Annotated in this window: 15 protein-coding genes and 1 pseudogene; 9 read left to right on the top strand and 7 right to left on the bottom strand. The window is 45.6% G+C overall.

What is annotated here, in order from left to right:
• Positions 1-27: 27 nt before the first annotated feature.
• Both AABW11_RS10795 and AABW11_RS10790 read right to left on the bottom strand, forming a co-directional pair.
• Positions 28-1,326 carry an efflux RND transporter periplasmic adaptor subunit gene (locus tag AABW11_RS10795; RefSeq protein ID WP_340105101.1) on the bottom strand — a complete coding sequence of 433 codons (1,299 nt, stop codon included), beginning with the start codon at positions 1,324-1,326 and terminating at the stop codon, positions 28-30.
• 774 nt (positions 1,327-2,100) lie between these two features.
• On the bottom strand, positions 2,101-3,219 hold the full coding sequence (locus tag AABW11_RS10790; protein WP_340105100.1) for a sensor histidine kinase: 1,119 nt from the start codon (positions 3,217-3,219) through the stop codon (positions 2,101-2,103).
• Positions 3,220-4,058: 839 nt separating this feature from the next.
• On the opposite strand from AABW11_RS10790, the gene AABW11_RS10785 reads away from it, so the two are divergent.
• The 6 genes from AABW11_RS10785 (at position 4,059) to AABW11_RS10760 (ending at position 11,799) form a co-directional block, all read left to right on the top strand.
• Entirely contained in the window at positions 4,059-6,056 is a 1,998-nt protein-coding gene (locus tag AABW11_RS10785) for a protein-L-isoaspartate(D-aspartate) O-methyltransferase (protein WP_340105099.1), read from the top strand.
• Between the two features lie 30 nt (positions 6,057-6,086).
• Complete coding sequence (locus AABW11_RS10780) at positions 6,087-7,013, top strand: hypothetical protein (protein ID WP_340105098.1); 927 nt, start codon at positions 6,087-6,089, stop codon at positions 7,011-7,013.
• 88 nt (positions 7,014-7,101) lie between these two features.
• Positions 7,102-7,827 carry a DUF72 domain-containing protein gene (locus tag AABW11_RS10775; RefSeq protein WP_340105097.1) on the top strand — a complete coding sequence of 242 codons (726 nt, stop codon included), beginning with the start codon at positions 7,102-7,104 and terminating at the stop codon, positions 7,825-7,827.
• Positions 7,828-8,036: 209 nt separating this feature from the next.
• Positions 8,037-8,504 (top strand): hypothetical protein, encoded by a 468-nt coding sequence (locus AABW11_RS10770; RefSeq protein ID WP_340105096.1) that lies wholly within the window; start codon positions 8,037-8,039, stop codon positions 8,502-8,504.
• Between the two features lie 484 nt (positions 8,505-8,988).
• Positions 8,989-10,338 carry an acyl-CoA dehydrogenase family protein gene (locus tag AABW11_RS10765; RefSeq protein ID WP_340105095.1) on the top strand — a complete coding sequence of 450 codons (1,350 nt, stop codon included), beginning with the start codon at positions 8,989-8,991 and terminating at the stop codon, positions 10,336-10,338.
• 222 nt (positions 10,339-10,560) lie between these two features.
• Entirely contained in the window at positions 10,561-11,799 is a 1,239-nt protein-coding gene (locus AABW11_RS10760) for a hypothetical protein (protein WP_340105094.1), read from the top strand.
• 329 nt (positions 11,800-12,128) lie between these two features.
• Here the strand turns inward: AABW11_RS10760 and AABW11_RS10755 are convergent, their stop codons facing one another.
• From AABW11_RS10755 to AABW11_RS10740, 4 genes are all read right to left on the bottom strand, one after another.
• Positions 12,129-12,434, bottom strand: coding sequence for a type II toxin-antitoxin system RelE/ParE family toxin (locus tag AABW11_RS10755; protein ID WP_340105093.1), 306 nt, complete (start codon positions 12,432-12,434; stop codon positions 12,129-12,131).
• Positions 12,425-12,718, bottom strand: coding sequence for a type II toxin-antitoxin system Phd/YefM family antitoxin (locus AABW11_RS10750; RefSeq protein ID WP_340105092.1), 294 nt, complete (start codon positions 12,716-12,718; stop codon positions 12,425-12,427). The genes AABW11_RS10755 and AABW11_RS10750 overlap by 10 nt, the downstream gene beginning before the upstream one ends.
• A 415-nt stretch (positions 12,719-13,133) precedes the next feature.
• Entirely contained in the window at positions 13,134-15,230 is a 2,097-nt protein-coding gene (locus AABW11_RS10745) for a plastocyanin/azurin family copper-binding protein (RefSeq protein ID WP_340105091.1), read from the bottom strand.
• A gap of 49 nt (positions 15,231-15,279) precedes the next feature.
• Positions 15,280-17,157, bottom strand: a complete 1,878-nt coding sequence (locus AABW11_RS10740) for a family 16 glycoside hydrolase (protein ID WP_340105090.1) — start codon at positions 17,155-17,157, stop codon at positions 15,280-15,282.
• A 416-nt stretch (positions 17,158-17,573) separates the two neighbouring features.
• Between AABW11_RS10740 and AABW11_RS10735 the strand changes: the two genes are divergently transcribed.
• Both AABW11_RS10735 and AABW11_RS10730 read left to right on the top strand, forming a co-directional pair.
• Positions 17,574-17,786: an alcohol dehydrogenase catalytic domain-containing protein gene (locus AABW11_RS10735; protein ID WP_340105089.1), complete on the top strand. Its 213-nt coding sequence runs from the start codon at positions 17,574-17,576 to the stop codon at positions 17,784-17,786.
• 48 nt (positions 17,787-17,834) lie between these two features.
• On the top strand, positions 17,835-18,599 hold the full coding sequence (locus AABW11_RS10730) for a zinc-binding dehydrogenase (protein ID WP_340105088.1): 765 nt from the start codon (positions 17,835-17,837) through the stop codon (positions 18,597-18,599).
• A gap of 109 nt (positions 18,600-18,708) precedes the next feature.
• Here the strand turns inward: AABW11_RS10730 and AABW11_RS10725 are convergent, their stop codons facing one another.
• Positions 18,709-19,530, bottom strand: a complete 822-nt coding sequence (locus tag AABW11_RS10725; protein WP_340105087.1) for a dienelactone hydrolase family protein — start codon at positions 19,528-19,530, stop codon at positions 18,709-18,711.
• Positions 19,531-19,723: 193 nt separating this feature from the next.
• On the opposite strand from AABW11_RS10725, the pseudogene AABW11_RS10720 reads away from it, so the two are divergent.
• A pseudogene (locus AABW11_RS10720) lies at positions 19,724-20,183 on the top strand (hypothetical protein); the annotation flags it as partial.

Genomic DNA, 20,183 nt, shown 5'->3' with positions numbered 1-20,183 from the left:
CAAAGTGCCTGCGATGTAATCACAGATCTATTCTTGCTGTGCTATTTCTTCCGGCTCTTCATATTCCAGCAGAACCTCCGATGGCAAATATCTGCGTTCTATTGCCGAGGTATCAACCGGAAGTGACAGATATAGTTGATCAGATAGGTCAACCCCTTCCTGAATGACCACATCATTTTCATTCATCATCCCCATTACAATTTGCTGCATCACTGCACTTTGGCCCTCTCTTTTGTAAACAATATCCACATTATTATATGTGTGAATCGTTTCCAGTGGTACATAAAGAGCACTATCGACTGAACTAATATGTATCGTGTTACTTGTAGTCATAGCCGGACGAAGCGTGCTATCGGTCTCGTTTACACGAATGGTGACCTGGAACACTTTTGAGTTTGAGTTTGGCCGCTGTTCGCCGATATTTGCCACACTTGTTACCTGCCCCGTCAGCTGTTTTTCCGGCATAGCATCCAGCCCGATATCAACACGCTGTGCTGTTCTAACTTTCTGTATGTCTACTTCGTTGATATAGGTCAACGATTCCATCACACTAAAATCCGGAAGTTCTGCAACTGTTGGGTCCCAGGCACTGATTGAACTCCCCTCTTTTACTTTTGAGCCATCCCTGTTGCGTTTATAAATAACCATGCCGTTCTCGGGAGCATAGATTGTAAACTGGTTCAGGATTTCCCTGATGCGCTGTACATCATTCCGCTCTTCCTGCACCCCGGTTTGCCTTCGTCTTACATTCGCTTCCGCCTGCTTTACTTGTGTCTGATAGTTCTCCTGCGCTTGTTTCAGCCTAAGAAGTGCTTGCTCTGATTCTATTTGAACCTGCCTCTGAACAGCCGGAGATTCGTACTGAGATTGTTCAACCACAAGCTGTGCCTGTTCCGCAGCATACTCTAAATCCACAATATTATTTCGGGCTGCTGAAAGAGTAAGGGTCGAATCGAGCCTGGCCTGTTCCAGCTGTGTTTCTTCTTCCTCCAAACTAAGCTGGGCGTCCTGTAACGTATTGGCGAGGCTCGACCGATCGAGCTCTGCTACAAACTCTCCTTTTTTGACAACTGTACCTTCCGGTACCAAATTCAGAATCGGCACATTATTAATGCGAAACTGCCGCATGTTTTCCGGAGCGGTAATACTTGTTGAATTTTGAGCCTGCAGCTCTCCGCTTGATGTTATTGTGACCTCAAAATACCCAACGGCTGGCTTAGTATAGATTACATTTTCTTCTGATGATTCAGCTCCTACCGTCAGCCACATGGCAAATAAAATCAGAAGCAGTGCAAGCGGGTATAAATATTTTTTATTGAATTTCATTTTTAACTTTTTAGGGGTTAAGCACTATAAAAATAGGAAATTAAAACCTATTCAAATTCCAATTCGAGCAGATTATGATACTTTTACAAGTTGCATGAGTAACTCGATCAAACGATCCATCAGGGGCTCATCAAAGCAGCTTTCCGGCATTAACTGCGTTAAAATTTCGTAAATCGAGCAGGGCGCACATTTAGGCAGAAACTAAGGGTGAAATTTATCCCGGGCATGAATGATTTTATTCATCACTTGAGTTCGATCAGAAGTTCTACAGGAGAGGTTGTGGTTTATAGGGTAAATTAGTGAACACTTACTTAGAATCTTTTCAGAGTATAGGTTATTGCTCTTGCAGGTCCTTTGGATAATATCCCCCGGGGATTCTGCGCCATTAACTGCAATAACTTGATCAGCGAGACATGCTTATTCGTGAGTAACTGAGCGGTGTGGGCGCATCAGTCGCTTTTTCCCTGCGCCTTGCTCCCGACATAATTTCTTGGTGAATAATCCGGGTAAGTGGCTTTATGAGACTACACAAGTAGCTGTATCAGGATTATATATTTATCCACAGATTTTCTTTTAGAAACTACTTTTCCGGAAGTTGACCCCTCGGAAAACCCACCATTTTTTGCAATCGCATCATCAACAAGAAAACGCGCACCTGCTTTTTAAGTACCTAAGGTCGATTTTAAATTGCGGCTAATGCGTTCTTCAAATATTTGAGGAAGGAATTCTCAGTCATACAGTTGTTTGTTTTGTAAATCGAACTCAGGCTTTAAATCAATCCTTTTTGTCAGGGACTATATCATCTTCCAGGGGCAGTTTTACGGCCATACGGCATCCCCTGCCAAGAACAACATCGGTCTCAAAACTTCCGCCCAGCAAATTGATCCGTTCCAGTATACTAAACAAGCCAAACCCTTCTGTCTGCTCGATTTTTTCTAAATCGAACCCTCCCCCTTCATCTATGACCCGGATGATCATCTTGTTATCTTTAGAACGATTGATTTTAATGATTGCATTTCGTGTTTCTGTATGCTTCACAATATTAAAAAGCAGTTCCCTCACAATCTTGAGAAGTACAATTCGGACATTATTGTCTTTGACCAAAAAATCTGTTTCTACATCGACTGTAGTTCTCAGGTCGTACATTTCATCGTATCTTTCCGCAAGCCATTCCAGTATCTGACTGATTTTCTCCGTTTGCATAATGGGCGGATTGAGATCATGGCTGAGCTGACGGGTTTTATCGATCGCAAGAATGACCATCTCAGTGACTTCTGAAATCTCCTCTTCAGCAATTTGCCCTCCTTCTTCAGCAATCTGCTTCTGTATAAGATTTAAAGTCAGCCGAATTGAAAAAAGAACTTGCTGAAGGTCGTCGTGCAAAATCTGGGCCATTCGCCGGCGTTCCTGCTGTTCTACTTCGGTAATCTGCAGAGCCAGTTTCCGTACCTGCCTGGTACGTTCTTCAACTCTGTTCTCAAGCTTTTGTCTTGCCTCCTCAAGCTCCCGGAAGGCGTTGATGCGTTTAGTAGCGTCTTCAAACGCAATCAGTATGAGCTGCATGTCATCTATCTGATGGGCATTCAGATAGATAATTCGATGGCCAACTCCGGGAAAATCATGCTCCACTTCGTAATCAGTTATCGTCTTATTTTGAGGCAAAATCTGCTCTAAGAGTTCACGCAGTTCTGTAATATCCCATTGGCCATCACCCAGCTCAAATAATTTCTTCCCTTTTATCTCCTCCAATTCTACCTGGAAGAGATCACAAAAAGCCGCGTTAGCCCTGCGTACCCTAAAGTCGGTGTTTAACACCAGAAAGCCTTCACGCAATGTGTTGAACAGTTCATCAGTAAACGTCTTAAGGTCATGAAAGGATTTTGGGTCAGTCATCTCTGTTTTTTTTGCGTTTTTTTCGTCTTTAAAATAAGAGCATCACACTTATTTGCTTCAAGTTTAATCGAATAATCTCTCGAGCCCTGCTATTTTTAAACGGGTGTACACGTATCTTTTTTTTTGCACTTGAACTTAATCTACCAGCTCATGATATGTTTAAAGAGTATAAATTTTTACATACCTGTCAAAAGAGGTCTTCTTTTCAGATAATGACAAGCTCCATTATCACCTGCATTTTCATGATCCGGCCATTTAAGGGATTATCCTTTTCCAGACTATTTCTGAACACTATTGCCGGTAACAGCCAAATTGGGATGGATCTGTTATACGGGTTGTCCATTTTTTATGCAAAAAGGTATGGAAAAGAGCCTGAATATTCACCTACTGTGCCCCATTTAAGACATTTACAGTGTCAAATTATTTCATCTATAAATAACCGGTGTATTTAGTATAAGAATAATATTGGTTGAATGTCTTTTCAAAAGAGAGTGTTAAAAATCGACTATTCCACTGACTACAATACGGATGCTGTTTTAAAATTTTAGCTCCATGTTGACACTGGTTGTCGTTAACTCCAGACGTCATGAGAGTTACTGCGAATAGTAATCTCTTATTTACGGGAAAATAATCATCTACACGTGATGGAGAACCTCGACGACAGTTTTTAAACCAGACTCTGAATGGATTCATAGTATTCAGCTCCCCGCTTAAAAGCCTTATAGTCTCCCATTGTTTCAAATGCAATCTGGCTAATTTTAAGATCTCTCAAAACTTTTATTCATTATTCTCTGTTTTTATAGATAGATCAGGAAACAACAATAGAAGAGAGGATACTTATGGATAGCTTGCTTCAACAAAAAGAAGAGATGATTGAGAGACAATTACGATCTCGTGGAATTGATGATGAACGTGTATTATCGGCCATGGAGGAGGTTCCCCGCGAGAAATTTATCAAAAAAGATTTGGTTGAATTTGCCTATCGAGACGCTCCCTTGCCGATTGAAGAAGAGCAAACCATTTCTCAGCCCTACATTGTGGCTCTGATGGCCCAAATCCTGGAGCTGGAACCCAGTGACAAGGTTCTTGATGTTGGAACAGGTTCGGGTTACGCTGCTGCCGTGATGAGCAGAATAGCGGACGAAGTGTACACGGTTGAACGCCACAAGGTATTGGCTGAAACAGCCAGTAAACGGTTCCAGGATCTTGGCTATGACAATATTTTTGTGCTTCATGGCGACGGTACGCAGGGGTGGGAAGAACACGCGCCGTATGATGCGATTAATGTTGCCGCGGGCGGGCCGGATGTTCCCGAACCGCTGAAAGAGCAACTGGCCGAGGACGGCAGGTTGATTATTCCTGTAGGTAAAGAGCCGCGTCAGCAACGACTGGTGAAATTAAATAAAGCAGATGGAGAGATTCAGCGTAAAAATTTGGGGCGCGTTCAGTTTGTTCCGCTGATCGGGCTTTCCGGATGGGAAAATGAAGACCGAGAATCTGATGTCAAATCCAAAAAACCCGCACCTTCAAAACAGTCACTTCCCGATATGATTGCCGGTGAAGCTGAGCCATTTTCTGATATTGATTCAGCAGAACTGGCCCCATTACTTGAAAGAATTGGTGATTCCAGGGTTGTGCTATTAGGAGAGGCCACCCACGGTACATCAGAATTTTACAGGATGCGATCGCGAATTACCCGGGCGCTGGTTGAGGAAAAGGGATTTAACATCGTGGCCGTTGAAGCCGATTGGCCCGATGCCGCTCACATCGATCGGTTTGTCCGGGATACAAATGTAGAGCTGCCAACTCAGAAACCGTTTACCAAATTTCCTTCATGGATGTGGCGGAATGAGGAAACCAAGGATCTCATCAGTAAGCTGAGGCTTTATAATGACACCGTGGAAACTCACGACGACAAGGTCGGTTTCTTTGGCCTGGATTTATACAGTCTTTATTCATCTATTGATGCCGTCATCAACTACCTCAGCGACGTTGATCCTGATCTTTCTGAGCTTGCCAAGCGACGGTATAGCTGCCTTACGCCTTACGAAAACAACCCCGCCAGATATGGTGCCGCCGCCTCAAGCGGGCGATTCCGGAATTGCGAAAAAGGTGTGGTAAATATGCTCGAAGAAATGCTCGAAAACCGGGTTGAGCTGACTACTCACGACGGGGATAAATACCTCGATGCTGTTCAAAATGCACGCCTGGTGGCTAATGCCGAGAGATACTACCGAAGCATGTATGTGAGTTCCAATCAGTCCTGGAACCAGCGCGACAGCCACATGTTTGAAACTCTCCAGGCGCTTCTTGACTATGAAAACTCTGACTCAAAGGCTGTTGTGTGGGCCCATAACTCGCATGTAGGCAACGCAATGGCTACAGAAATGAGCGGCCGGGGAGAGCACAACATCGGCCAGTTGGCCAAGGAGGAGTATGGCGATGACACTTACAATGTCGGGTTTGGAACGGATCATGGCACCGTAGCTGCCGCCAGCATGTGGGGCGGACAAATGAATTTTAAAGACATTCGCCCTTCACTGGATGACAGTTATGAACGCGTGATGCATCAGTCAGATGTAGAAAAATTCATGTTGCCGCTTCGGGACAAATCAAAAACTGTCATCAAAAAACTGGAGAAGTCGCATCTTGAGCGGGCAATTGGTGTAATTTACCGGCCCGAAACAGAGTTACAAAGCCATTATTTCCAGGCGTCGCTGCCTAATCAGTTTGATGAGTACATCTGGTTTGATGAAACGAAAGCCATCACCCCGGTGGAAACCTCAACTGCTGAAGGGGAAGACAAAATGCCTGAGACATACCCGTTTGGTGTTTAAAATTAACTTTAAATCAAGATTGAATGAGTTATGAAAAAAAATATCCCATTTGTAAAAGAGAAACTCAACTGGATGCAAAACGAAGAAATCTGGCCAAACGGTCTGCGATATCTCTGGACAGATGCGTTTGGCGTTGTTCTGCTCACCTCCTTACACAATCACACCGGTAAAGAACACTACCTGGACCAGGCTGAAAACGTGATTGCAGAAGTAAAGAGAGTGCTTGGTCGGGACAAAGGATTTAGAATCGGCGAACTGCCCGACAGGCACGGCCAGTACTATCACTACCTGGCAATGTGGATGTACGCCCTTCATGTTTTGAGCCTTTACCGTCCAGCATATCATGAAGAAGCAGTGCAGCTGATCAAGGATATCCACCCGGAATTCATAGAGCCCGGGGTTGGCATTCACTGGAAAATGAAGGAAGATTTAAGCGGGCCTGAACCAGGTTTCGGATACGGAGCACTTGATTATTTTCACGGGTATGTAGTCTATAATCTGATTGACCCTGACGGCCTGGAGCATGAAATCAAGCAGATGAAAGAGTTAATTGACTCATCATACAAAGACCTGACCATTGACCAGGATTTAGGACTTGGCATGATGTTATGGATGTGCCAGTTCCATGAGGATGAGGAATGGGCGCAGTTTCAGAAGGAGCAGTCACTGAATACCTTAGATGACCTTTGGATAGAACCGCCCGGATATTTTTCCCGCCAGAGAGGACGGCCGAACACCAAATTTGCCTTTACCAATTTCGGGATTTCTGTTGGGTTGCAGTCTGTAAATGAACAACAGGATCGCCTCGAGAAATTAAATGCCTATTTCAGCGAATTCGAATCCGGTGACAGATACGACCGGGATGCTATTACCCACGTTATGGAGTGCAATTCGCATTTTCCCGGGTTTTTGGTTAAGGATTATGATAAGAGAATTATCGAACGCAAGGTGGAGTAAAATCACCTTTTCAATTGCTTTGTAGCTTATCCACTATCAAAATTTTCAATCACGTTTTAACTCTGGATAATTAATCAAACATATTCGCATGGCAGATATTTACATAGGCACATCCGGCTGGAACTACGATCACTGGAAAGGTGCATTCTATCCGGAAGATCTACCGAAAAGTGACTGGCTCAACCATTACTGCGGACAATTTGATACCGTTGAAGTGAACAACACATTTTATAACCTGCCTGAACCGGAAACCCTGGAGGATTGGGTAAACCGGGTGCCAGACAATTTCACCTTTGCCGCAAAAGCGAACCGGTACATCACACACATGAAAAAGCTGAATGAGCCGAAAGAGAGCCTCGAAAACATGCTTGAGGTATTCGGCGCATTTGGAAACAAGCTAAAGCCCATCCTGTTTCAACTGCCGCCCAACTGGAACTTTAATGAAGACCGGCTTCGGAATTTCCTGAACCTGCTTCCTGACGATCAGCTAACAACATTTGAATTCCGTGATGAAAGCTGGATAAACGATACAGCCCTCAGCATATTAGAAGAAAACGGTGCGGCTTTCTGCATTTATGACCTGGCCGGATATCAAAGCCCTTTTGAGGTAACGGCCGAATTCGTCTACGTGCGGCTGCATGGCCCAACTGATCAAAAATATAAAGGGAAATATGGTAAAGATCAGCTGGCATGGTGGGCAGACCGCCTCCGCGAATGGAGAGCTGATGGCAAGGATGTGTACCTCTATTTTGATAATGACGAGCAGGGATTTGCTCCTCAGAATGCACTGGAGTTGAAAGATATGGTTGAGTAGAGCCCCGGGCATGAAGAAAATTCACTGGGTTCCTCATCTTATCTTGTCTCAAAGACTTTTTCGAAAAACGGTTCTCTTCTAAACATCTGTATGGGCAAAATTCAATGCTGCGAATCAGTCAGTGAATGGTCAGCATCCGATTGGTCTTGTTTTTATATATTGTTATTACTGAGATTTAAATTCTGAAAGCAAAAAACAATGGTGATGTTATGGATCGAAAATATCTACTCGCAGCCGAAGCTTTTAACTATAGCTATAATAAATACGCAGACAAACTTGATATAAGGGCAAAACGATTTTCGCAATACATGCCCGACGATATAGTCATTCTTGAAAAAGCAGAACGAGACAACTGGTCTTTTGAGCAATTAGCAGAGGCGCTTGAGATGGAGCCTGAAAAAGTTGAATTTCTTCTTCGCGGATATGAGAGAGCGAAAGATATTATTGACGCTCCCTCTCCTGCCGAGTCTTTTCGCCGGGGAGTGCGGCATTCTATACGTTACGCAATAAAGGAAGGACTGGAAAGTGATGAAGATATCGAAAAACTTGTCGTCCAAATCTGTTATCGCGCGGCTGATTTAAGCTACCTGCTGGACATTAAAAATCAGAAACTTTCTGAATACTCTGAAGAGTTACGGGAAATACCTTCAGATTTAGATCTTCTTGACAACCTCTGAGCCGGGTTCTTAATAAACGGGTCGAATGCATAAGTCCTAATCACTCATTATTTACTGATTGTTTTACCGCTCATATTTCAAGATAAATTTGTAAACCTTTGACCGTTACTTTTGCGTTTCCCAAAGCCAAACAACTAGTGTTATGTCAATTCTCATTTGTCGCATAAAGACCTGAGCATTTCGCGGCTTTTCCGGGTTCTGTCAGCGTTGGGCTCGATTTTCCGAAGACATGGCATGTGTTCAATATCATCACACAGACCTTTCTATTAGTTTGTTGAGATCCTGATTGCTAAAAAGACAAGAGACAGCCATCAGCCGGGGAATGCGCAACGCTAACAGATCCAGTTGGTGTACGGCTGATAGTCTTAGATCAGCCTGTCTAACCAAAAAGAGAATGAAGAAGACCTGCGTGAATGATCGTCATCAACCAGATAATTGTTGACCTGTTAATTCTGAAACCCAACACAAACCGATATCCATTCTCATGGCTGAAAAAGACACCGGTATACTCGACCTCATCAAAAATCTTGACCTGGAAAAACTGAGCGCTGTAGCTGAACACATCGATTTGGGGAAAATGTTGGAATCACTTTCCCAAATGGATAAAGCTCAGCTGATGAATTTGAAACGGACGCTTGAGTCGGGCACGGAAGAGTACGAACCGCCGGAAATAAAAAGCGACTTCTATCAGCTTTACGATCTGCTTACCGATGAAGAACGCGAGCTACAGCAGCGGGTCCGGCAGTTTATGGAAGATGAAGTTGGCCCTATCGCAAACGACTATTGGCTGAAGGGTGAATTCCCCCACGACCTCATTCCAAAAATGGCTGATCTCGGCATCTGTGGCCTCCCGCTTGAGGGATACGGCTGCATGAATCACTCGTACCTGATGGAAGGCATTATTTCGCTGGAGATGGCCCGGGTTGATGCATCCATCAGCACCTTTTTCGGTGTGCAGAGCGGACTTGTAATGGGATCCATCTATTTTTGCGGGTCAGAAGAACAAAAACAGCAATGGCTGTCCAAACTCAGGACCATGGAAACGATCGGCGCATTTGGTCTGACTGAACCGAAAGTCGGGTCAGCGGTAGCGGGCGGACTCACCACCAAAGCCCGAAAAGAGGGTGACCACTGGATTTTAAACGGAGAGAAGAAATGGATCGGAAACGGCACCTTTTCCGACATCACCATTATCTGGGCGCAGGATGTGGACGACGGACAGGTGAAAGGGTTCATCGTGGAAAACAACACGCCGGGATTCAGGGCCGAAAAACAGAAAGATAAAATGGCCCTTCGCACCGTGCAGAATGCCCGCATCTATCTGGATGACGTGAAAGTACCTGCTGAAAATAAACTCGTACACGCCAACTCGTTCAAAGACACGGCCAAAGTGCTTCGGGCTACCCGCGCCGGTGTGGCCTGGCAAGCGGTTGGATGTGCCCAGGGAGCATACGAATACGCCGTAGATTATACTCACAAACGAAAGCAGTTTGGAAAAACAATTGGCTCTTTTCAGCTGGTTCAGGATCTTCTCGTTGAAATGCTCAGCGATCTCACTGCCATGCAGACGATGGCCTTTCGCCTCTCCCAGCTACAGGATGCAGGCGAAATGACGGATGAGCAGGCATCACTGGCAAAAGTGAGCTGCACCACACACACCCGCAGCGTGGTCGAAAAAGCACGGGAAATCCTGGGCGGCAACGGTATTTTACTGAAATACAACGTCGCCCGTTTTGTCGCTGACGCCGAAGCCATCTACACCTACGAGGGAACCAAGCAGGTGAACTCGCTCATCGTGGGCCGGGCACTAACAGGCAAGAGCGCGTTTGTCTAATTAGTACCTATGGATTGGTGTGATCTTTTTCTGTGTCGCTTTCATGATACCTGTCTGCTATTAAAAGTTGTAAATATGGCAAATCATCAAATTTCCATCAGAATTAGACCACATCTTTAATTTTCCTCATCTATTAAGATGAAGTAATTACAAAGCCTATATCACAGTTTGAAATATCAGACAACAAAACGGCCAACATTTTTTTTGATACAATCAGATCCAATGAAAACACTATATTTTATTTCTCTTGTTGCCTTTCTCTTTCTTTTAAAACCGGTGACTTCGCAGGCACAAGACTCGACGGGTACAATCAACGTATTCCTGGATTGCCGTCGTGCCTGTGACGAAGGGCACGTTCGAAATGAAATTCAATTTGTCAATTACGTTCGCAGTGAAGAGGATGCGGATATCCACCTGCTTATTACGTCTCAACGTACAGGAAATGGAGGTGAAGAATTCACGCTCGAGTTTATCGTCAGGGATGAAGAACTCGGGGGTGACAAAACACTCACTTATTTTTCAGCAGAATCGGACACACGAGATGAGCGGAGAAGCGAGTTAAACAACTACATTAGCCGCGGCCTGTTTTTCTATCTTGCTGAGAAACCGATCGCTGAAGAGCTAACTATTTACCACAATATTTCAGAGGATACTCAGCCTACCCAGCGTGTAGATAACTGGGATAACTGGGTCTTTGATATTAATGCAGATACCGACATTGAGGGTGAAGAATCAGAAAAGGAATTCTCTCTCCGCGGCCGTATAAGTGCCGAGAGGATCACCCCGGAGTGGAAGTTTGAGTTTGAACTCCAACAAGATTATGATCGTCAAACCTTCCGGGACGATGATGAAGAAAGGGTGTTTACAAGAGAAGACCGTGAAGCCGAATTGCTTCTTGTTAAAAGTTTAAACGATCACTGGTCAGCAGGTATCTCTTCAGAAGCCAGACGTTCTACACGAAACAATTACTCATTGCTATTGGAAGGCAGTCCAGCCATAGAGTTCAGCGTATTTCCTTACGAAGAATTTACATCCCGGCAAATTACATTTAGATACCGATTTACCTTTGGGCGCTATGATTATGAAGAAAGAACCATCTACGGAAAATTAAATGAAAGCCAAATGCAGCAGCAGTTAAGCTCACGGATTGAGTTTACTCAACCCTGGGGAGAGTTTGAAACCTGGATCAACGCTTCGGCATTTTTGAATGATTTTGACAGAAAAAGATTAGACACCCGGATGCAACTTGATTTTCGAATCTATCGTGGGTTTTCTATTTATATTTCAGGCGAATATGCATTAATAAATGATCAGTTATCGTTGCCTGCAGGTGGCATAACCGACGAAGAGCAGTTGCTGAACCTCAGGGAACAATTAACATCCTACTCTTACGAGGCGCGGTTTGGGTTGCAGTTTAGTTTCGGATCTATTTTCAATAACGTGGTCAACCCCCGGCTTTGATTGCGAAATTCGGTTGCAAGGAGGCACTTTGAAATTGTTAAAAAATTCTCCCCTTCTCTGACGAGTCTTTTTTTTCTGAGTTACGTATTGGGGCACCCGAAATCCACTTTTATACCGAAGGCTATTAAAAATCAATGACCAATATTTTCAACCCTGGAAAAGTGCGTAATCCGGGAGAGCACCGTAGGTGCGGCATATCCTTATTGGTTATAAGCCATCCATCTCTGTGTCGGATCTCTTGAGAGATATAACGGTTTGGTGTTTCTGCGGCCGGTTAATCAACTTAAAAGTCTAGCAAGTAACCTGATCCGGTCCGCAGGAAACACTTGTTAACGCAACCTCGCGCTCGATTTAGGAGGGTCTTGCCGGACATGCCACACAGTTTGAATGTAGATTGTATCCTCTTCTTTACGTATCCGATAGATTACCCGGTAGTTACCAAATATCATTTCACGTAAATTAGGTTCATTATACTCAGGTACAATGCGACCTGATTGCGGTTGTTCAATAAGCTGATCTGTTTTCTCAATTAGTTTTATTGCCCACTTTTCAGCTGTGAAAACATCATCTTGAGCAATATAATCGACAAACTTGTTTAGCTTTCGCAACGCCTGATTGGTCCAGACTATTTCCACTTGGCTAGGTTTTCTTTAATCTGCTTTTTGGCTTCTTCATGGGAAACGACTTCGCCTCTTGCAATTTGGCGTTCCGCTTCAATAAGCTCTTCCATCAAGTCGATTTTATCAACCATACGCTGATACTCAGATACATCCACTAAAACAGCCGCACTTTTCCCGTGCTGTGTTAAAACAATGGATCGCTTCTGCTTTTTGATTCGGTCAATGAAATCTGCTGCATGTTTCCGGAATTCGGAAAGAGGTTGAATGTCCTGGTCTATTTCAATTCGCGCTGTGGTCATAACGATTGGTTTTTCTTTTAAACGTATCTTTAATGTACAAAATTAATACATAATGAGTTAACGAAAGTAGAGGAAGTGTATTGGAAAAGGGTGCGTTAACATCCAATTCTGCAGCGTTTCTAAATCGAAGTGTGGCCATCAATTCGAGATTTCCTTGGCAATCAGGATTTAAAGCGTCCAGCATTGGGAATTCACAGCTACCCAATGTGATTTGATATATTGAGAATCAGTAAGAACACCCCAAAGATCAATCATTCAAAGAGGAATACATTCAGTTTCTCAAGAATGTTGATGTGTCCCGATTTCCGAATTTCCTAATCAAAGAATGAACTAATAAATCTTAGAACCCAGGACGCCACAAGGCCCGCCAGCTGTCATGTCCCTAACTGGAGGTTCTCACTTCAACGAATATCTGTTAACCGGTCACGACCAGCGTACCCCGCATTGAAATGTAGTGCCCCGGAAACGTGCACACATACTGGTAGGTACCGGGTTCATCCGGAACCGTAAAATAGATCGTCTCTGACCGCCCGGGCAGAACCACGTTGGTGTGATACAGCACGTCGTCGGTTTCGGGGATATATTCCATATCCTCACCCTGCAGGCCAAGGTTCATTGCCTGCCGGCCCACGGGATCAGCCGTCTCAGGCTTCACGATTACCATATTGTGCAGCATATCATCTGAATTATTGAATATGAATCGTACCCGGCTGCCGGCTTTAACCTCAATTTTATCTTTGCTGTATTTCAACCCCGGAACCGTACCCAGCTCAATTGTTTGGTCCGCCCCATCTTCCCAGGAATCAGGCATCACGACCACGCGCTTTGTTGCCGGTGCTGCCGCTTCATCACCCTGTTCATCCAACACACTGGGATATGCACCGGGAGAATCGGGGGTTTCGATAGAGCTTTCCACGCTGGGGCTACCTGACGGTGCAGTTGCCGTCCAATCACTCTGGCTAAGACTGACTCCTGAAGGGATGTTATTCAGGGTGTAATATCCTACATCATGCAGCAGCTGAGTTCCCGATGCAGACTCAAGTTCTCCGATTTTGACTTCATGGATGTAATACTTCCGCAAATTATCGACAACCAGGCGGACGGTTTTCCCATCGTCAGAGATCTGAAGACCTTTCACCGGTGCGTCTTCCCGGTTAATGATGGGACTTCCATATTCGTAGCGATACATATACGTGAAGCTGGTCACATTATAAAGCGACGGATCTGCAGCAATCTCTTTGTCGACCGGGTGCGTAAATTCGATGTTAAATCCATCGGGCGTGGCGGTAATAGTTTTCATTTCAAACGGAATCTTTCCGGTCCAGTCCACCCGCTGCAGGCCGTAGTTTTTCTCACCGGTCGAACTCCACCCTCGGTCGGTTAACCCAACATACATGGTTTGCCCGCGGCTCTTATCCAGTGCCATGCGCAAGGCACCGGAATCAAGCCCGTAGATAAACGGAAAAATTGCTCCCTGGTATTCCCCGTCTACTTTTTCCATGGTCGCCCGGTTCACCCGTGCATGTCCCTGATCGGCTACGTAGTAATGGTCTTTAAACGGCGAAATGACTCCGGCGGTATCTTGAATCATACCTGTTGTTGATGTCCCCATCAGCGTATGTGGGACCCATACGGCGGGCAGCTTCATAGCCGGAACTTTTTTGGCCGTTTCATACATCGGCTGCTCGCTGTCCACGATCATGCTGGTGTCAATATCGACAGGTGACATCGGGTGATCTGCCCATTTGAGTCCTGCGGGATTACCCGTAAAATCGCCTTCTTCCACATGGGTGATAAACCCGGAACCAATCCAGTCGCCCTGGTTTTCAGAGTAAAAAATATCACCCTCATCATTCACCATCACCCCACTGGGAGACCGCATACCGGTGGCAAACGGGCGCATCTCTCCGTCGGGGGTAATAATCATCATCCAGCCGCGCCAGGGCGCATGGCTTTGGGCCTCCCACCACTTAGGGTTGCCAAAAGCAACATTACCGGTGACCACCATATCGCCGTTGGGTAAAAATGCCGGACCATACGAATATTCATGATAGTGACCGGAAACGGGCCAGGCGTAGACTCGTTCATACAGATCGGTGATATCATCACCGTTGGTGTCGGTCAGCTTCGTTAGTTCGCCACGCTGAGACGTATAAAGCGAGCCGTCCTTATATTCAAGACCGAGGTTTTCGTACATCCCTTCAGCAAACTTAGTGTAGGTGGGCACGCGACCGTTTATCATTTCCGGATTACTAATGACCCATATTTCCCCGCGGCGGGTGGCTGCAGCCAGTTTGCCATTAGGCAGTAAGGCCAGGCCTCCCACCTCGAGGACAACATCATCCGGAGCGGGAAGAGTTGTAATCTGGTAATAGTCATTTTGATTGGCCCTCTCACCTGCGGAAGCAGACTGCTGCGCGATTGCCGGGTTGGCACAGATTAACAAGAGCATTGAGGAAACGAAGGATGTGGCAAACAACTGTTTTAAGCTTAAATTTAGCATACGGTTCATTTCTGTGATGCGGTTATACATTCGGAGGTTCTTAAAGGTGTTCATCGGGTTACCAGACATAACTGTAGGATATTTCGGCGTTTTCACTGTTAGAAACAGGCACGAGCAGTTCCTGTACGCCACCACTGCGCCGGATCCAGGACTCACGTTTGGTACTCTCGCTAAGATTGACCAGGTAGGTTTTGTCGTTCACCTGGAACAGGCCGTTGAGCAGTTCGGTGATGTTGTCACCCGCCGCAATTCGGAGATACAGATTATTGACAGGGCCGCTTTGAGTCAGGCGGATTGTTCTCATGAATTCCCGGCCATCATTATCAGGGCTCAGGTGATCTTCGAATGAGCTGCCGTTCAACTGGTAATTTAAGATCAGCTGATTTTCATCCCCAAATCGATAGCTATTCAGGTCGAAAGCTACATTCTCCTGGAGGGAATCGGGCCAGACAGCGTCCCGGCTATCCAAAAAAGCCATTGACGGTGCTCCACTAAACGTGAGTGCTGCTTCTTCATTCAGCGACAGGTTTCCTCCTCCGCGGCCAACCCACATAGTTGAAACATCAAGAAAGCCACCTTTCCAGAGCTTCATGAGGGTGCCGTTGTTTAAATCGATTCCGAAGTGAATGTCGTCAGGAAAACCCACCGCGGCACTGTGCGGATGCACACGATCGGGCATATCCAGAAACCCATGCATTACAACCGGCTTATCTTCAGGATCGATACGTTTCGGCAGATTAACACTTTGCAGATTTCTCGGGAATGCAGAAGGTGCGTGCAAGGCATGCTTTTGTATTCCCGGACCTTCAGCCATTAGAGAGAGCACAGGTGCATCTCCATCTTCTCCGCGAAAATAGGTTATGGTCACGGTATGAGTGCCCTCAGAGAGATCAACCTCAGCTCTGTCCGGATTCCACCACCCATTATCCGCACCATTTTCAATCAGTTGATTTCCATCAATCTCAAATCGGTTCCCTCCGTCAGTTCGAAGTTCAAACAGATAAGTTCCGGTCTCAGCCACATCAACAGTGCTTTCGTATACGATTGCGAACTCCCCGGTCCTCTGCACGTCATCAAGTGACAGCTCCACGGCTGTTCCCTCAGCCTTAAGGTTGGATGACGCTATGATAGATACAGGGTTTTCTCCTTCATCAAGTCCCATTTCATAATACCTGTATGTGATGTCCGTAAGGTCAAGCTGGGGGTTATCGTACCGTTTATACCTGATATTTTTGATCGCTACCGGCCCGTGGTCGCCCTGGATCCGGAGCGGGCCTTGTGGAGCTTCTTCGTTGCTGATTGCGCCGCCGGTGGGATGAATAAGCTCAAGATCTGCGTGGATGACCTTTCCATTCAGGATGACTTCCTCCAGACGGGCATTTGCTATTTTCTGGCCCTGCTCATTAAAGTCGGGCGCCCGAAATTTGATTTCTATATACTGCCAGACTCCCGGGGCAAGCGCAGCATTCACATTTGGTGCCGTCCCTCCAACACCGCGACCATCTTCCCACCACTGGTAGATACCGCCTAAATCACTAAATTTCGGTGTGTTAACTCCCCAGCTATCAAACAGCTGAATTTCATATCTCCCCTGCAGGTAAATGCCGGAGTTTGACTCTTTCGCCATCATAAAATGAAATGACAAGTCCAGGTCGCCGTGCTCCCAGCTCGTATAAATATCCTGTGGCTCGTCGCCCTCCGCCGTATTTACCAGCACCCCTGAACCATCGAGAGCTTCTACGTGAAGATCCTGATAGGTATCCATGAAGACATCGCCCGCCAGCTGCCAGTTTTCGGATGGCTCCTGAAACGAGTCCAGATTGGTGAGTTCCATTTCTGTAAACGGGAGCTCATTGGTTTGCGCCTGAAGGGCCGAAAACAGGCCCGGAGACAAAAAGAGTACTACAAATAAAATACAGAATTGTGTTTTTGGCATACTTGAATTCATTAAAAATCCTCTGAGTCTACTGATATAAAATTTAGTTTACCTGATTCTGATGTCGGCAAATACCTGTGTCACATTAAAAATAGTCATCAGATAAAAGCCCTTCCGGGTTCAGTTAAATCACTACCCAAAATCGTTGAATTTATTGGTGTTCACAAGTTTACTATTTAATGTAAAATTTCTCATAGTAAGCACCTTTGTGGCCGATGGTTCATCACAAAAGAATGTCATTGTTTTTTTCCATTTTTCAGGACACTATTAAGTTCATACTTTATATGAATGACGGCTTTTTTGATATTGATTACACATCACTCACTATTTTCAAATTCGCTTTCCATCAACCTATTCTTTTTTAAATATTGCAATTGCCTCACACTTTTCATTAACACATCAAAACCCAATCCATTATGAAACAAATTGTTAATACCGGCAACGGCAGCTACGATGTACTCGAAATTCATGATGTGCCGGATCTCTCGCCCGGCGCTGATGAACTGTTAATAGAAGTAAAAGCATCGGGGCTCAACTTCGCTGATATCCTGGCTCGAAAAGGGCAATATCCTGATGGACCCGATAAACCTTGCGTGATGGGTTATGAAGTGTCGGGTATAGTGGCGTAGACAGGTAATAATATTAGCAAAGACTGGGTCGGTAAAGAGGTACTGGCAATGACCCGTTTTGGTGGTCAGGCCGAACAAGTAGTGGTGCCGGAAAACCAGGTACATCAGAAACCTGAGCGCCTTTCATTTGAAGAGGCTGCCACCTTGCCGGTAAATTATCTGACCGCCTGGGTACTCATCGTCGTAATGGGTGGCCTTCGGAAGGATGAATCTGTTTTGATTCATAATTCCGGTGGCGGCATGGGACTGGCACAACTTGACGTAGCCAGTCATATAGGTGCCACTACATTCGGCACCTCCAGTCCGGGGAAGCACGATTTTCTGGCAGATCGCGGTCTCAATCACGCTATTGATTATCGTTCCTCAGACTGGCTCCCTCAGCTGATGGATTTGACCGATGACCGGGGTGTTGAGCTCATCACCGACCCTCTCGGAGGTAAACACTGGAAAAAGAGCTACAAGGCACTTCGTGCGACCGGCCGGCTCGGGATGTTTGGAATCTCAACCGCCAGTACCGGCTCGTCAGGTTCAATTAGCACCACACTAAGTCTGCTAAAATCTCTGATTGGAATGCCATTTTACCATCCATTACCGCTCTTAAACAAGAACCTTGGTGTCTATGGCGTGAACCTTGGCCATCTCTGGAATGAAGGCGACAAAGCATCAGTATGGATGAAAGAAATCTTAACGGGTGCAGAGGAGGGCTGGATCAATCCGCACGTTGATACGACATTTTCATTTGCCGATGCCGGCGAAGCCCATCGATATATAGAAGAGAGAAAAAATATTGGGAAAGTGATATTAGTCCCGTAGATATAGTTGAAGGATTACGTATGGTGAATAAGGAATTCAGAATGTGGAAGGCTTTTATTCTACATCGACAATCGTCATTCCTAATTCATTATGCATTATTCGTTATTCCTCAGTCCTTAAATGTTTCACTGAAAAAGCTGGTCATCTCACTCCACGACAGGCTATCGGTTTCAGCATCGTATGCCAGCGGGAGATCAAACGTCTGCCCAAGTGAATCAGCTGCCGGGTTAGTGTAGGCGTGCATCGCACCTTCGTAATTGATGTATTGGTAATCAGCATTGATTGATTCATACGCACCCGTTAGATTCTCTACCTGTTCTTGTGTCACAAATGGATCATCAGCACCATTCATGATCAGCACTCTTGAGGTGAGGCCTTCCTGTGGCATAACCGGCAGCTGGAGTCCGGCATGAAATGCAGCAATACCATCCAGGTCCATTCCGGAATGTGCCATCGCAAGAATCACACTACCACCGAAGCAATATCCAACGGCTCCGATTCGCGATGTATCCACATTCTCATTTGCTTTGAGCGTTTCGATGGCGGCATTAAACCGAGCCTTTGCTGTATCAAAATTACTCATGACGTTATTGGAAAAACGCATAGCATCTTCCGGGTGAGATGCCTGCTGACCACCACCGTACATGTCTACCGCAAGTGCCACGTAACCAAGCTCGGCCAGCATATCCGCGCTGTTTCTGGCGTGCTCATCGTGGCCCCACCATTCATGTACAACCAAAACGCCGGGACGCTGCCCCATCTGATTAGCATCATGCGCAATATACCCGTTCATGGTGGTCTCGTCAGTAGAATAGCTGATCTCCTCACCAACTATATCAGGCTGCTCCATTGCAGCATCCATTTGCTCACTGCTCTGAGTACAAGCTCCGACTAAAAATAATATTGAGATAACTGTCAGTAGTTTTTTCATAAGATTTTATAGTTCGGTTATAATTTTTTTCTAATTGGATAACAATGGAATTACTTTTTTCGATTCCAGATAAAGGATTTAGCCTTAATGATTGAGACTACGACCTAATTGTTTATGCCATTTTATGAAATAGTAGCTCAAATCAATTCTATTCAATATGTTATTATTCAAAAGTAAAAATTAAAAACAGGCTATGGAATCTGATTCACTACTGAAACGATCGGCTGCCGGTTTACTGCTTGTAATCCTTCTGCTGACTGCTCCTCTCGCTGGTGCAATGGTCGCCGGGGAGTCACCTCTGCCCTACCTTCAATTTCCGCCGGAAACATTTTACGTTGAACAGCCCGCCTTTTCATGGCCAATATTTATTGCGGTACTCCTATTCATCGTTCTGACAACCTGGCCGTTCTGGAAACGGTTTTCAGCCGGCGAATGGAAACCGGACCAACTGCCCGGTTCGCAACGTTTCCCGGCCTGGGGCTGGATTTCGCTGCTGGGCCTGCTGATCTTCTGGATCCTGGCCTGGACCCGTTTTTCGTGGTATGAGCCGCTGCAGCGCTATACATTTTTTCCGCTTTGGTTCTGTTTTGTCATTTTTCTGAACGCACTGGCAGTCCGTCTGTCCGGCCGTTGCCTGATGACCTGCCGGCCGG

This window comes from Rhodohalobacter sp. 8-1 (assembly GCF_038150125.1).
GTDB lineage: Bacteria > Bacteroidota > Rhodothermia > Balneolales > Balneolaceae > SW132.
This window is presented reverse-complemented; position numbering and strand designations above follow the sequence as displayed.